Annotated in this window: 22 protein-coding genes; 19 read left to right on the top strand and 3 right to left on the bottom strand. The window is 61.7% G+C overall.

Annotated elements, in window-relative coordinates; genetic code table 11:
- The first annotated feature begins 59 nt into the window (after positions 1-59).
- The 5 genes from AB8717_RS03775 to AB8717_RS03755 are packed head-to-tail and all read left to right on the top strand — an operon-like array spanning position 60 to position 4,122.
- Entirely contained in the window at positions 60-389 is a 330-nt protein-coding gene (locus AB8717_RS03775; RefSeq protein WP_443749696.1) for a phage tail assembly protein, read from the top strand.
- Complete coding sequence (locus tag AB8717_RS03770; RefSeq protein WP_443749695.1) at positions 389-517, top strand: GpE family phage tail protein; 129 nt, start codon at positions 389-391, stop codon at positions 515-517. Before AB8717_RS03775 ends, AB8717_RS03770 begins: the two co-directional genes overlap by 1 nt.
- Positions 514-2,736 carry a phage tail tape measure protein gene (locus tag AB8717_RS03765; protein ID WP_443749694.1) on the top strand — a complete coding sequence of 741 codons (2,223 nt, stop codon included), beginning with the start codon at positions 514-516 and terminating at the stop codon, positions 2,734-2,736. The genes AB8717_RS03770 and AB8717_RS03765 overlap by 4 nt, the downstream gene beginning before the upstream one ends.
- Entirely contained in the window at positions 2,733-3,113 is a 381-nt protein-coding gene (locus tag AB8717_RS03760; protein WP_443749693.1) for a phage tail protein, read from the top strand. Before AB8717_RS03765 ends, AB8717_RS03760 begins: the two co-directional genes overlap by 4 nt.
- Positions 3,106-4,122 (top strand): phage late control D family protein, encoded by a 1,017-nt coding sequence (locus tag AB8717_RS03755; RefSeq protein ID WP_443749692.1) that lies wholly within the window; start codon positions 3,106-3,108, stop codon positions 4,120-4,122. Before AB8717_RS03760 ends, AB8717_RS03755 begins: the two co-directional genes overlap by 8 nt.
- Here AB8717_RS03755 and AB8717_RS03750 read toward each other — a convergent pair.
- Positions 4,119-4,454 (bottom strand): hypothetical protein, encoded by a 336-nt coding sequence (locus tag AB8717_RS03750; RefSeq protein ID WP_443749691.1) that lies wholly within the window; start codon positions 4,452-4,454, stop codon positions 4,119-4,121. The genes AB8717_RS03755 and AB8717_RS03750 overlap by 4 nt on opposite strands.
- 101 nt (positions 4,455-4,555) lie before the next feature.
- Between AB8717_RS03750 and AB8717_RS03745 the strand changes: the two genes are divergently transcribed.
- Positions 4,556-4,987: a hypothetical protein gene (locus AB8717_RS03745; RefSeq protein WP_443749690.1), complete on the top strand. Its 432-nt coding sequence runs from the start codon at positions 4,556-4,558 to the stop codon at positions 4,985-4,987.
- Positions 4,988-5,006: 19 nt separating this feature from the next.
- On the opposite strand, the gene AB8717_RS03740 is transcribed toward AB8717_RS03745, so the two are convergent.
- Positions 5,007-5,528, bottom strand: a complete 522-nt coding sequence (locus AB8717_RS03740; protein WP_443749689.1) for a hypothetical protein — start codon at positions 5,526-5,528, stop codon at positions 5,007-5,009.
- Positions 5,529-5,539: 11 nt separating this feature from the next.
- A complete protein-coding gene (locus AB8717_RS03735) occupies positions 5,540-6,214 on the bottom strand; it encodes an XRE family transcriptional regulator (RefSeq protein ID WP_443749688.1) in 675 nt (224 codons plus the stop codon).
- A 95-nt stretch (positions 6,215-6,309) separates the two neighbouring features.
- Here AB8717_RS03735 and AB8717_RS03730 point away from each other — a divergent pair, with 95 nt between their 5' ends.
- The 13 genes from AB8717_RS03730 (at position 6,310) to AB8717_RS03670 (ending at position 13,269) form a co-directional block, all read left to right on the top strand.
- Positions 6,310-6,630, top strand: coding sequence for a transcriptional regulator (locus AB8717_RS03730; RefSeq protein WP_443749687.1), 321 nt, complete (start codon positions 6,310-6,312; stop codon positions 6,628-6,630).
- Entirely contained in the window at positions 6,627-6,797 is a 171-nt protein-coding gene (locus tag AB8717_RS03725) for a hypothetical protein (protein WP_443749686.1), read from the top strand. Before AB8717_RS03730 ends, AB8717_RS03725 begins: the two co-directional genes overlap by 4 nt.
- Positions 6,794-6,949: a hypothetical protein gene (locus AB8717_RS03720; protein WP_443749685.1), complete on the top strand. Its 156-nt coding sequence runs from the start codon at positions 6,794-6,796 to the stop codon at positions 6,947-6,949. The genes AB8717_RS03725 and AB8717_RS03720 overlap by 4 nt, the downstream gene beginning before the upstream one ends.
- A 91-nt stretch (positions 6,950-7,040) precedes the next feature.
- The gene (locus AB8717_RS03715) at positions 7,041-7,466 is read left to right on the top strand and encodes a hypothetical protein (RefSeq protein ID WP_443749684.1); all 426 of its coding nucleotides are present in this window, start codon (positions 7,041-7,043) and stop codon (positions 7,464-7,466) included.
- Positions 7,463-7,912: a hypothetical protein gene (locus AB8717_RS03710; protein WP_443749683.1), complete on the top strand. Its 450-nt coding sequence runs from the start codon at positions 7,463-7,465 to the stop codon at positions 7,910-7,912. The genes AB8717_RS03715 and AB8717_RS03710 overlap by 4 nt, the downstream gene beginning before the upstream one ends.
- Positions 7,913-8,030: 118 nt before the next feature.
- Positions 8,031-8,354, top strand: coding sequence for an ogr/Delta-like zinc finger family protein (locus AB8717_RS03705; protein WP_443749682.1), 324 nt, complete (start codon positions 8,031-8,033; stop codon positions 8,352-8,354).
- Positions 8,355-8,442: 88 nt separating this feature from the next.
- Positions 8,443-11,124, top strand: coding sequence for a toprim domain-containing protein (locus AB8717_RS03700; protein WP_443749681.1), 2,682 nt, complete (start codon positions 8,443-8,445; stop codon positions 11,122-11,124).
- A gap of 158 nt (positions 11,125-11,282) precedes the next feature.
- Positions 11,283-11,564, top strand: coding sequence for a DUF2312 domain-containing protein (locus tag AB8717_RS03695; protein WP_443750851.1), 282 nt, complete (start codon positions 11,283-11,285; stop codon positions 11,562-11,564).
- Positions 11,565-11,567: 3 nt separating this feature from the next.
- Positions 11,568-11,774 (top strand): hypothetical protein, encoded by a 207-nt coding sequence (locus AB8717_RS03690; protein ID WP_443749680.1) that lies wholly within the window; start codon positions 11,568-11,570, stop codon positions 11,772-11,774.
- Entirely contained in the window at positions 11,767-12,195 is a 429-nt protein-coding gene (locus AB8717_RS03685; RefSeq protein ID WP_443749679.1) for a hypothetical protein, read from the top strand. The genes AB8717_RS03690 and AB8717_RS03685 overlap by 8 nt, the downstream gene beginning before the upstream one ends.
- Positions 12,196-12,203: 8 nt before the next feature.
- Entirely contained in the window at positions 12,204-12,380 is a 177-nt protein-coding gene (locus AB8717_RS03680) for a hypothetical protein (protein ID WP_443749678.1), read from the top strand.
- On the top strand, positions 12,377-12,694 hold the full coding sequence (locus AB8717_RS03675) for a hypothetical protein (protein ID WP_443749677.1): 318 nt from the start codon (positions 12,377-12,379) through the stop codon (positions 12,692-12,694). The genes AB8717_RS03680 and AB8717_RS03675 overlap by 4 nt, the downstream gene beginning before the upstream one ends.
- Positions 12,691-13,269 carry a hypothetical protein gene (locus AB8717_RS03670; RefSeq protein WP_443749676.1) on the top strand — a complete coding sequence of 193 codons (579 nt, stop codon included), beginning with the start codon at positions 12,691-12,693 and terminating at the stop codon, positions 13,267-13,269. Before AB8717_RS03675 ends, AB8717_RS03670 begins: the two co-directional genes overlap by 4 nt.
- Positions 13,270-13,343: the final 74 nt, after the last annotated feature.

Below are 13,343 nucleotides of genomic sequence, written 5' to 3'. Positions count from 1 at the left end.
CCAACTAGGACCATTCCCGCGTCCCTTGGGAATGGTCCGTTTCTTTTTCGGAGATCACCTTGGAAACTCAGAACACCACCAACTCACCGGCCATGACCGACGACATCCCCCTGGTCGAGCCGATCAAGCGCGGCGAAACGACCATCAGCTCGATCCGCCTTCGCAAGCCCGGCGCCGGCGAGCTGCGCGGCTGCTCGACCGCAAATTTGCTCAACGGCCAGGTCGACGACGTACTGAAGGTATTGCCGCGCATAACGGTGCCCAGCCTGACACAGCCCGAGGTCGAGGCCTTGGACCCGGCCGACCTGGCCGAGTTGTCGGGGCACGTGATGAGTTTTTTGCTCACGCCTGCGCAGCGGGCTTTAGCGGAGCAGATGCTGAAGACCTGATGAGCGATATCGCCGTCATCTTTCACTGGGATCCGGAAAAGATGGAGGCGATGTCGCTCGAAGACCTTAGCCGCTGGCGCGAAAAGGCTGTCTCGCGCTGGAACCAGATGAACAGGACCGAAAAATGAGCGACTCGCGCCGCCTTGCCCTGACCCTGGTCATGAAGGGCGTCGATGGCGTTACCGGCATGCTCAAGTCCGTGATGGGTGCCAGCGACGGCGCCAAGGGCAAGCTCAAGGCGCTGAATGCGGAATACTCCGCACAGCGCAAGGAGCTTTCGCAGCTCAAGGCGAAGATCGCCGAGACGGGTGATGCCGACGGCGCTCTAACGGCGCAACAGGCTCGCCTTGAGCGCCAGATCGCCGCGACAACGGCCAAGCTCAACGTCCAGAAACAGGCGGTCGAACGCCTGGCCAAATGGAAAGCTCGCGGCGATGCGGCCACCGAGGCTGGGCAAAAGAACATCGCGGCCGGCACCGCGATGGGCCTGCCGCTCGCACTCGCTGTAAAGCAGGCTGCCGACTTCCAGGACGGCATGACGGATATTCAGCAGAAGGCTGACCTGTCGGCGAGGGACACTGCGCGCCTGAAGACGAACATCATCGCTGCAGCTGCCGCGGCGAAACAGCTTCCGGAATCTATGCGCGCCGGCGAAGACTTCCTCGCCGGCGCAGGCATGGATCCACGGACAGCAATTCTGATGTTGCGCCCGATCGGCCGCGCCGCCACGGCCTACCGTGCCCAGATTGAGGATTTGTCTCGCGCAAGCTTCGCTGCTGTCTCAAACCTCAAAGTCCCTGTTAATCAGGTCGGTCTAGCCCTGGATGCCATGTCGAAGGCCGGCAAGGACGGCAACTTCGAAATTGCCGACATGGCACAATACTTCCCAGCCCTAACAGCCCAAGCGCAGGCGCTCGGACAAAAAGGCGTGCCGGCCGTCGCGGATCTTGCCGCCGCCTTGCAGATCGCGCGTACAGGCGCAGGCGATTCCGCATCCGCAGCAACGAACGTCCAGGATCTTCTGACGAAGATCAATGCTTCCGTGACAATCAAGAAGTTCAAGGAATTCGGCATCGACCTGCCGAAGGCCATGAAGAAAGCCTATGCGGAAGGCAAAACGCCGCTGGAAGCCATCGCGGAGCTGACGAACAAGGCGACGAAAGGTGACCTGTCTAAAGTCGGCCAGATCTTCACCAATCAGGAAGCCGCCTCCGCGCTTCGCCCTCTAATCCAGAACCTTGACGAATACCGGAAAATCCGCGCGGAAGCCTTAAATGCCAAGGGCACAATCGACGCCGACTTCGCGCTACGCAGTCAAAATGCGAGTGTTCAAGCGCGCGCCTTAATAGGCAACCTGCAGAACTTAGCCATCGTCGCCGGCGATAAGCTGCTTCCGACTGCTGTGGCCCTCAGCGACCGGGTACTTCGGGTGACAGACAGCCTGTTCAAGTGGACTTCGGCACACCCCATGCTGACCGGTGTTATCGTCAACGGTGTTGCAGCAATCGCAGGTCTGAACCTTGTGCTCGGCGGTGCCCGGCTGGCCTTCGGCGCCACGATCGGCCCGGCCATCAAGCTCTATAACGCCATGCTGTGGATGCAGAAGGTCGGCGTGTTCGCCCGGATATGGGCGGCAGGATCCGCTCTGATGACGGCGGCAAACGGTCCTTTCATGGCGTCGATGTGGGCCACGGCCGTCAGCGTCTGGGCAGTGGCCTGGCCGATCCTCGCGGTGATTGCCGCCTGTGTCGCCGTCGCGGCCGTCATCGCCGGCGTCGTCTACGCTTTCACCCACTGGAAGCAAATCCAGACGATCGTGGGAGGCGTCTGGAAAAAGCTGGAAAACTTTTTCGGGTCGATCAACTGGCTCGACGTCGGTAAAAATGTCCTGTTAGGCCTCGCGTCCGGCCTTATTGGTGGCATACCCCTATTGATCATGGCCATGGGCAAGGTCGCCATGGCCGGCGTTAACTACTTCAAAAAAGTCCTGGGCATCAAATCGCCGTCCCGCGTCTTCATGGCCATGGGCGGGCACATCACGGCCGGCCTTAGCCGCGGCATCGACAACGGCGCCGGAGATCCAATCGCCAGCGCCAGGGACATGGCGGCTCGCGTTGCAGGCGCTGGCGGATTTACGCCGCGTGGCGGGGGAGCCGGGGCATCAGCCTACGGCGGCGGAGGGGGCGGCAGTATTATCGTCCAGATCGGCGCCGGCGCGATCGTTGTTCATGCGGCAGCCGGACAATCGGCCAGCGATATCGGCGAAGCCATCAAAGACGCCTTGCTCGGCCATGCCCGCGAGAAAGCCGCCCGCGCCCGCTCCGCGTATGAGGATGACGACGCATGATGATGACCCTCGGCCTTTTCGGCTTTGAAATCGGCACGCTGCCCTACCAGGAGCTGGCCCGACAAACCGAGTGGCGCTATGGCAAGGGCGATCGATTCCGCGCGCGTCCGGCCGTCCAGTACCTCGGACCAGGCACGGACAAGATAACGCTGACTGGCGCCCTGTACCCGTCGCTTGCCGGCAAGTTCAGCTCGCTCGACACCATCCGGTCGATGGCCGACGCCGGCCAGTCCTACCTCATGCTGGACGGCCTGGGTAACGTCATGGGCTCCTGGATCATCAACAGCCTCAGCGACAACAGGTCGATTTTCTTTGTCGACGGCGTAGCCCGGAAAGGCGAGTTCACCATCGAGCTCGAGCGCGTGAGCGATGCCTAAGTTCCAACTGCCGAAGGCGGCATGGAAGGTGACGCTTGACGGCAAGGATCTGACCGACAAGATCAAGCCGCGGCTGATCAGCCTGACCATCCGGGAAAAGCGCGGGGACGAGGCCGACGAGCTCGACCTGACGCTGAACGACTCCGACCAGCTGCTCGACATTCCGCCGCGCGGCGCCAAGCTGCGCGTCTTCATCGGCTGGGAGGCCGGCTCCGGCCTGCCGCTCGGCCTGGTCGACAAAGGCACCTTCACCGTGGACGAGGCGGGATGGACCGGCCCTCCCGACATCATCACCGTGCGCGCACGGTCGGCCGACTTTACGGACACCTTTCGCGTTCGCCGCGAGCGCTCCTTCGTCAACGCCACGGTCGGCGCCGTCCTAGCGGCCGTGGCCTCTGACAACGGCCTGCAGCCGCAAGTGGACACGGATCTCGGCGCCAAGGAAATCCCGGCGCTAGGCTATGGCCTGAAATCCGATGCGGCGCTGCTGAAAGCGCTCGGCCGGCGCTTCGATGCGGTCGCCACGATCAAAGCCGGTTACCTGCTGTTCGCGCCGATCGGCGGCGGCAAGACGGCCAAAGGCAGCGGCCTGCCGCTATTCTCGATCGACAGGTCGGAAGCCGGCCAGGCGCGCTACGAGCGTGCCCAGCGCGACCAGTACAACGGCGTCGAGGCGGTCTATCATGACAAGGGCAGTGCAACCCGTAAATCCGTCTCTGCAGGCGGCACATCGACCGGCCCGGCCAAGAAGCTCCGCCGCGTCTATGCCAGCGAAAAAAGCGCGCAGCATGCCGTCGCGGCCGAGAATACGAAGATGGAACGCGCCGGCGCGAAACTGTCGTTTCCGCTGCCCCTGGGCCGTCCGGATCTATATCCGGAACGTTCAGGCACGGTCACCGGCTTCAAGGCCGAGATCAACGATAAAAAATGGCTGATCTCCGAGATCAGTCACACCGTCGACGGCAGCGGCGGGCTGACCTCGGATTTAAGTTTCGAGAGCCTGGCCTAGGCGGCAAAACCACGCCGGACCCATCGAGCTAACGCTAAAATGAGATAAGTAAGCCCCCATCCAACTGCCACAGGAAGAAATGCCGCAATTAATGGGCCACTCCATCCGGCCGCCTTCAGATTGTTGAAGTAGGTGTTTACGCCGTCCTCTATGCACGGATCTGGAGATGGCATTGGCTCATATTGCCACTTTTGTTCGCAAACACTCACGCTAGCATACTCCAGATCCTCAAAATATTTTTGTTCGCGGATCCGCTCACCAACTCCTGCTGCAACTATCCAAATTACGGATGCGATGACGCCGATGCGCTGCCATCCATTTAGCTTTTTCATCGTCGCGCCCTCCTGATCCCATTGCTACCACCTCTTGACGACTCGCATAATGAGAACATAAAGAGAACATTAGAATGCAAAAAGCGTGGTGGTGTTTCAGAATGAATATCTCGATCGAACTGGAAAAGGCCTGGCTGGTGTACCAATCGCACCTGTCGTTTCGCGGCATCGACAGCCCTGTCAGCCGAATCTGTTATCGTCTGGTCTGCAGCTTGGAGGCGGCGCTCGAGCGTGGCTTGAAGGAGCCCCTGACGCTGTGCCTGACCGACCAGGATTTCGACTGGTATTGCGAATGCCTGATGATTGCCCCGGATCATGGACGCCTGACGCGCATGGACCTGGTGCCGGGCCTACCGATCCTGCCGCAGAACCCGCCGTATAGCTTTTTCTGGGGCCACGACGACAATGGCAAGCTACGGCACTATGCCGTGACCGAGGATCGTGAGTTCGATCCGGAGCTGATGCGTCTAGCCGCCGAAGTGGTGGAGAAGGCCAGGCTGCCGGAAATGCTGAAGCTTAAAAAGGCCAGCTAGGAATAGGCCCCGACAGGGACTATTTTCCCGCGGCGACCGCTTCGCAGAACTTGAGGCCCTTGCCGGCTTCGGCGTTGCTGCCACAGAACTTTGAGGCCGCGTCGAAGTCAGGCCCGCGCTCGACATGATCGACCAGATCCAGGAAAGGCCGGAAATCTACGCCTGGCCTTTCGGGCGCTGCACGCAGCGCAGCCAGGGGCACGCGTAGCGTCGCGATGCTGAGTTGGCTGTCGGCTGATGGGCTGTGCTGAAGTTTAAAATAAAACTGCGCCCATTTCGTTTCTTTCGTAGGCTTAATCTCGCCGGCCTTTAGGCGCTCGGCCACTTGTGAAATGGCGTCACCCATCTCCTGAGCTATCAGACGGTGGCCGCCTGTCGTCACGACGTTCGTGTTGATATTGACGTATTCGACCACTGACGGCCCTACGGCGGGCGCACCGACGCTATCGCGCCAATCCTTGGCCGCTTCCTGTTTTGCGGGCTGACCGCAACCGCCGACCGCCAGCGAAAAAAGACCAATAGCCAACAATCTGATTTTCATAGAGGCCTCCCCTAAACTCTACGGAAAACACCGACGACGCGGCCGACGATGCTCATTTCATTGTCCGCCGCCGTTATGTCCGCCACATGCGGGTTATCCGAGCTGATGACATAACCGCCGGCAGTCGGCCGGATGCGTTTCACCATACCCAGACCGTAGTGGTAGAGCGCCCATATCTGATCGCCCATGCGAAGTTCACGCTGCGACATGTCGATCAGCAGACCGTCTCGGTCGTGAATTGTCGGGTACATGGAATCGCCGGTGCCCGTCGCGTAGACCAAGCCGTCCAGCGGCGCTGAGGTCCACATGCGAATCAGATCGCGGGAAACAGACATCCGCTCCACGGGCTCGACTGATTCGGCGAAGGTGCCACCTCCCATTCCGAAACGAAGGTCTAGAACCGGTATCCGAACGATGTCGAGCTGCTCGGCCAACAGTGCTGGCGTAGGCGTGGGGAGCGCACCTTCGGAGGGATCGGTCGCCTCACCGGTCAAATACTCCGCCGTCGTGTGAAGCGCCCGAGCAATTCTATGAAGGTGGGTGCTGCCAGACGGCTTATCCGCCAACAGTTTCCCTATCGTCTGTTGCGACACGCCGACTGCGCGAGCCAACGACGATTGGCTTTCGCCGGCGGCGTCCATGCGCTCCTGCAGTCTGCTGGCAATCACTACATTGGAACCGGTCATTAGTGAGCCTTAACAACCGAGGTTGTAAGCGCCAATCCAAAAATAATGGTTGACGCAATCACAACCATGGTTGTAGATGGGTGTAGGAGTTCACGATGACACCTTTTGAAGCCCTCAATGCTGCGCTGGCGGTAGTTCACAATAATCAGAGCGAATTGGCGCGCATTTGTGGATGCTCGCAGACTGCGGTCTGGAAGATGCTCCAGGCCAAGCGGATGTCGCACAAGTATGTGTTGGCAGTTGAAACAGCCACGGGCGTTTCGCGCCACGATCTCCGTCCGGACATTTACCCCCGCCCACAGCCTGAAAGGCCGGCAGAAGCCGGCGACGAGGGCGAAGCCTTATCGGAATGGGATACCGGCGCATACGCCAATATCGATCCGAATTTGGACCTGTTCCCGGGCGCTTTCCAATGAAGGCGCTCCTCGGCATCATCAACACGGCTGGCATCACGTTTGTGATGACGTGGCCGTTCGCAATGGCCGTTTTCGGGAAGAGGCCGCTGTTTCGTGGTCTCAGCCTTCTGCACGGTATCATTCTTGTCCTGGTGCTGCTGGCGATAGCCAAGGCACGAAAGACATGAGCTCTCACCGCCCCATCGTCAGACAGACGCCGCCTGGCGTCTCGCTGACATACATCAGGGGCCGCAAGGCGCACCAGGTGCGTCCGATCATCCTCAGCACGGCCAGTATGGCGGTTTTAGGCGTGATTGCCTGGGTGCTGATCTGCAAATGACCGGGGCGCAAAACGCGCACGGTTGTCTTCGAACATGTAACCGCCTGCCGTCGTCCGTCGATGGCGGCACCGATTTGCCAAGGGGCGAATTATGATCTTGCCTTATCAACAGGCCGGTAATCCATGGATGCTGACTTTCGGCATGGGACTTGACCAGCTCGGCCTTAAGACTGGCGACACGGTTGACGTCCTGGTCGTAGCCGCGGCCGGAAACTGGCATTGCTGGCGCAACCTCAAGGCCGAAAACGTCAACTGGCATAACCCGGCCGCTATGCCGGTCGCGTGGCGCCCGTATGTGCCCGGCCCGACCTCGACGGCCGCACCGGCGCCGATCATCGGCATACCCGCTGCAGAGGCCGAGATCGCTTCGCTCAAGGCCAGCCGCGACCACTTCAAAGGCCTGTGGGCCGAAGCCGAAGCGCGCCGTGCCCTGACGGTCTCGAAACTGGCCGACACTTCGCACCGCCTCAACGTTGCCTGCGTCGAGCTGGCCCAACTGAAGGCTCACGCGGCATGACCAAGCAACGCCACCCGATGACCGCATATCGCGCCCTAGCGCGTATCGCCGGCGAAATCGGCTGGGACGGCGCCGCGGCCGTCCTGAAAAAATCGGAGTCGACCATCCGCAAATATGCGGATCCGGACACCGAGCGGGAAATCAGCCTGCAGGACGCCATGCGCCTTGACCTGGCATTCCGCCGTGCTGGCGGCGACGGCGCCCCGCTGTACGAGGCCTATACAGCTCGCCTCGAGCTCGACCAGGTCGAAGACGACGACAGTTCGGAGAACCTGGTGCGCGTGACACGCACGGCGCTCCGCGAAAGCACAGAGGCCGTTGAAGCCGCGCTCGACCTGGCCGGCGGCGCAGGAGACCGCAAGGGCGCGATACGCGAGTGCAACGAGGCGATCGAGGCCCTGACCACCCTGAAATTCAGGCTGACAAACAAGGGAGGCCGCAAATGATGACGGCCCTTGCAGTCCGCCTTTCCAAGAAACCGCAGTCCCGCGGTTTGATACCGGCGATGTCGCCGAACACTCTGGCAGGTGTAACACATGTACCGAACGACAGGGGAGGCGCCCCATGGGTAACGGCCTCCTCAAAAAGACCCGACTGCCCGGCATGGGGTGTCCGGTCTGCTTGTCCCGATCCTTGATCAGGGCATCGGAGGACGTCAGCCCGACGCTTCGAAAGATCTACTACGCCTGCGGTGACGTTCACTGCGGTCATACGTGGGTAGCTCATCTCGAATTCATCGCGACGCTCTCGCCCTCCGCCAAAGGCCCGATCCGGACTTCATTGCCGCAACTGCGGCTGAAGGACCGGCCGGCCAGGACGACGGGCTCAGCGCTTCCGCTGCCCATCGTCCCCATCGACCCGGTAGCACGACCGCCCACGCGGCCCTGACCATCCCGGAAAACCAGAAATACCGGACGCGCCCCTCTGCGGGCGCGCTCGCTCCCCCTTTGCCTGAAAGTTGCCGCTCAAGATGTCCATGGAAGACGCCATTTTAAAAGACGTTCTCGCCCGCATAACGAGCGACTACGGCTTGAAGCCCAAGGGCAAATGGCTGCAGCAGGGCAAGTGTCCGAAGTGCGGCAAGCGCGAGCTGTACGCCCATGCCGAAGGCCCCTGGGTGCTCAAATGCGGCCGCGTCAACAATTGCGGCGAAGAGATCAGCGTAAAAGGCGCCTATCCCGAAATCTTCGACACCTGGTCGAACCGCTTCAAGGCCACGGAAGCCGACCCGAACGCCGCGGCCGACGCCTACCTCTACCACAACCGCAAAATCAATCTGATGGGTCTCCGCGGCTGCTATAGCCAGGAGACCTATCACGACCGCGACCGCAACCTGACATCGGCCACGGTCCGCTTTCCGCTGCCTGGCGGCAGTTGGTGGGAGCGGCTGATCGACCAGCCCGGCCGCTTCGACCGGAAGGCACGATTCCGGCCGGGCGCGTCGTATGGCGGTTTCTGGTGGAATGCCCCCGACCAGGACACGCCGGCGCTCGCCGGGGCGGACAGGATCTGGATCGCCGAAGGCATCTTCGACGCCCTGGCGTTGCGCCAGGCAGGCCTGAAGGCCACGTCGGCTATGTCGGTCTATAACTACCCGGAAAAGAGCCTCAACGAGCTCCGCCGGCACTGTGCCGAACACAATAAGCCGCTGCCCGAGCTGGTCTTCGCCTTCGACGTCGGCGCCGCCGGTACGGAGTACACCCGGAAATTCGTTGAACGCGCCAACAAGGAAGGCTGGCGCGCGATCGCGGCGCAGCCCCGCGCCGAAGGCGAAACCGACAAGCTCGACTGGAACGACCTCCTCGAACGCGACCGCCTCAAAGGGGTGGACGACAAGGGCCGGCCGTGGCTGGAAACGTACCTGTGGTACGGCGAGGTTCTCCTTGCCGAGAATGCCACCGAAAAGGCCCTGCTGTTGTGGAAGCGGCACGGCTGGTCGAGCTTCAGCTTCGTTCACGACAATCGCACCTGGTGGGCCAGCTTTGACGAGGCAAAGATCGCCGAGACCGTCCTTAAGGAGGACGTCAAGGAGCTGGTCGCCGCGCGCGCCTGCGCCAACGTCTCCGAAATCGCCAACTGCGCCTTCCGCATCCTGTACTTCCAGGAAGACAAGGCGATTGACGAAAGCCACTATTACCTGCGCGTCGATACACCGACCGACGCCCCGCCGACGAAGGCCACCTTCACGGCCGGCACGCTCGCCGCCGCGGCCGAGTTCAAAAAGCGCCTGCTCGGCGTAGATCCCGGCGCACAGTGGCTGGGCTCCACCCGTCAGCTCGACATCCTGGTGTCGCAGCAGCGCGAGCGCGGCATCAAGCGCGTCCAGACGCTCGACTTCACCGGTTACAGCAAGGAACACGGCGCCTGGGTGCTCGGCGACCTGGCGGTGTATCGCGGCAAGGTGCTGCCGATCACCGAGGAAGACTATTTCGACCTCGGACCGGTGCAGCTGAAGCTCCGGTCACACGACCGCATGTTGTCGATCGAGTACGACACCGAAAACTTTGACACCAGCTGGCTGCAGACGATCTGGCAGGCCTTCGGCTGCAACGGCATCGTGACCCTGACCTTTTGGGTAATGGCGTTTTTCGCCGAGCAGATCCGCGCCGAATACAAGCTGCTCGGTTTTATCGAAATGTCCGGCATCCCCGGTACCGGCAAATCGACCCTGATCGAATTCCTGTGGAAGCTGTGCGGCCGGGAAAACTACGAAGGTTTCGACCCGTCCAAGGCAACGCCGGCAGCGATGGCGCGCAACCTGGCGCGCGTCGCCAACCTGCCCGTCGTCTTCATGGAAGGCGACCGCAACGAGGACGCGCCGCACAGCCGCAAATTCGACTGGGACGAGATCAAGCCGCTTTTCCAAGGCCGCGTTGTCCGCTCCCGTGGCGTCAAGAACAACGGCAACGACACCTACGAACCGCCGTTCCGCGGCGCCCTGATCATCGAGCAGAACTACCCCGTCAACGCCTCGCCAGCCGTGATGGAGCGCATCATGCACATGCTCTTCACCAAGGACGGCTGGAATGCCGACACCAAGGTCGCGGCGGAGCTGCTGAAGCGCTGGCCGGTCGACTCGGTGTCCGGCACGATGGTCCACATCATCAGGCGCGAAGACGCCTATCTCGCCAAGTTCAAGGCCGTCTGTGGCACCTACGAGGCGTCCTTCCTCCAAGGCGGCCGCAAGGTCCGTAACAACCGCATCCGGGAAACTTTCGCGCAACTACATGCCGGGCTCGAGGCCCTGGCCGCCGTGATGAAGATCCCGGCCGATATCCTCGACCGGACGCACGCCCATATCGATCGCCTCGCCGTCGACCGCGACCAGGCGCTCGAAGCCGATCCGAAGATCGTCGCCGATTTCTGGGACGTCTTCACCTACCTCGAAGCGCAGGAACTCGAACTTACAAACGACCCGCTCAATCTGCACCGTAAGTCAAAAGACCTGATCGCGATCAACCTTCAGCAGTTCGAGGCCCGGTGCCGCAAGGAGAACATCTCCTGCCCGCCGCTGGACGAGCTGAAACGGCACCTCAAGACCTCCAAATCCCGCCCCTTTGTCGAGCAGGCGACCGTCAACACGGTCACCGGCAGGCACCTGCATTGCTGGGTGTTCAAGACTCCTGAAGCGGCGGCTCAGACCAAGAAAGGACATTAACTGTGCCCCGTTTCGAATGTTCGAAATGCGATTCCGTGACCACGGCCGACACGTTGCCGGCGGGCTGGACCGAGAGCACGCTCGGCCGCGCCGGCAAAATCTACAAGTGCGCGACGCATAGCCCAGCGGCGCAGAAGCCGCGGCCCGCCCCGGCGCCGATCGGCGACAACAGCGGCGACACGCCGTCCTTCAGCTCCGACGACGTGATCACCGGCGCCGCCCAAGGCCGCCTCAAGTCGTTCATCGAACGCATTGAAAGGCTTGAGGAAGACAAGGCCGTCGTCACGAACGACCTCAAGGAAGTATACCAGGAGGCGAAGGGCGAAGGCTTCGACGTGAAGATCCTGCGAAAGGTGGTCAGGATCCGGAAAACGGACAAGGCCGCGCTCTCCGAAGAGGAAGCGATGATCGACCTCTACATGTCGGCGCTGGAAGGCTGACCGATGGCACAGCCCCCTGAAGAACGTCAGGCAGCCGTCCGCGCCCGTGCCAAGCTGCAGTACCAGCTCGACATGGCGACCGATCCCGAAGGGCGCCGCGCCTACATGCGCGCCTGGCGCCAGCGGAACCTGAACCACGCCCGCGACTACAGCCGCAAGCGCTACGCCGCAAAAAAATCCTATAAAAGTAAAGGAGAGGACAATGTCTAAGACATCGTCACCAGATCCCGACGCGTTCGCGGCGGGCCAATTCCTCGCGCAGTTGATCCGGAACACATGCAGGACTTTCGCCCCAAAGAGCGGACAGCCCGACCGCACGACAATTGACGCCCTCATTGTGATGACGGCCGAACAACTCGGGGTCCTGCCTGCGCAGCCCGCTGTGATCGACCACAGCCACCCTGGCTTTTTGGTGTGGAACCCGAACGGCCCCTATCCCCCCCGGTACCAGCACGTCTCCCATGAAGGCGCGCGCCAAGAAGCGCTGCGCATGGCGGGCATCCATATCGGCGACAAATTCTACGTGATGATGCCGGTCGAGGTCGCGATCGCCGAGCGAAAGATCATGCCCACCGAGATTCGGCTGGTCGGCAACAGTCCCTTCGCGTCTGACGACGAAATCCCGTTTTGAGGCCGGCCATGAAATACGCGGTCCTCATCATCGTCGTCGGCCTGGTCTTCGAGGCCTTGGCTGCGCCGTTCGGCTGGCTGGCTATGCTGCTCGCCTTCGGAATCGGCGAGCTGCTCGTCCTGGTCGCCTTGTACCTGGTCTTTTCGGTCCAACTGCACTCTAGCCGGCGGAACCGTCGGCCATGATCGGCGTCATCGTCCACCTGACCGCCTGGGCTCCCGGCTGCGCGGATATCCCGCGCGGATCCTCCGAGCTTTGGCACTACCTCGGCACAGCGGCCCCGGATGAGGTGATTACCGTCCTCGAGCAGCGCCTCGATCGGCCGGCTAATCATTTCGCCCTGCGACCGGAACAGCCGCGCGACCAGGTCGAGGCCTGCGTCTACGGCCGCGTCGAAGACGAGGAAAAGCCAGTTCTGATGGCCGTCGTCTCCGGTGCCGACTTCGAAGCCCTTCAATCCGCCCGAAAATCCCTTATTGAAGAAAGGAAAGCCGCATGAAACTGCGCGCATCGGTAGCACCGTATTCCACGATCGTCGGCTCGGCAGTGGAACTGACCGAACATCCCGGCCGACTCATTGCGACCCTGGCCGTGATGAACGCGCCGGCACCGTTCGAAAACATGAGCGACGACGACTGGCGCAAGCATCTCCAGCGCATCGCCGGCCTGGTCGCCGAACGCATCAACGGTATGCGCTCGCTCAAAGATGACGACGTGTTTCGCAAGGCGCATGAAGCCATTGACCGTCTGTGGCAAATGAAGGGGCTGCACGGCGACCTTGAGAAGCTGCACTATTTCATCGATTGGGCGCAGGCTGAAGTGTTTCCTGCCGGCGGCAGCAACGGGAATGTGGCGGTCGTTATCGCGGTCGACCATCGCTATTTTACGGGATACCGCTCCGACGGCGCGGTCATGACGGCCTGGTCGCTGCCTGGCGCCAAGTTGTTCGCGCCTTGGCGGATGGACGAAGTCGAAGCCGAAATCACTAAGATCCGGAAGCGGCGGAAGCGCGCGGAGATCTATACGCGGCGCATCGTCGTCAGCTATGCCCCGATCGAAGGCGGTCAACAATGACCGGCACCGATTTTGACCCTGTGACCGAGTGCGAGATACGCTCGGCCCTGCGCCCTGGCGAACCGACCAGCATT

It is taken from the genome of Asticcacaulis solisilvae (genome assembly GCF_052327315.1).
In the GTDB taxonomy this organism is placed as follows: Bacteria; Pseudomonadota; Alphaproteobacteria; order Caulobacterales; family Caulobacteraceae; genus Asticcacaulis; species Asticcacaulis solisilvae_B.
The sequence above is the reverse complement of the archived record's forward strand: the minus strand, read 5'-3'. Positions and strand labels throughout refer to the sequence as shown.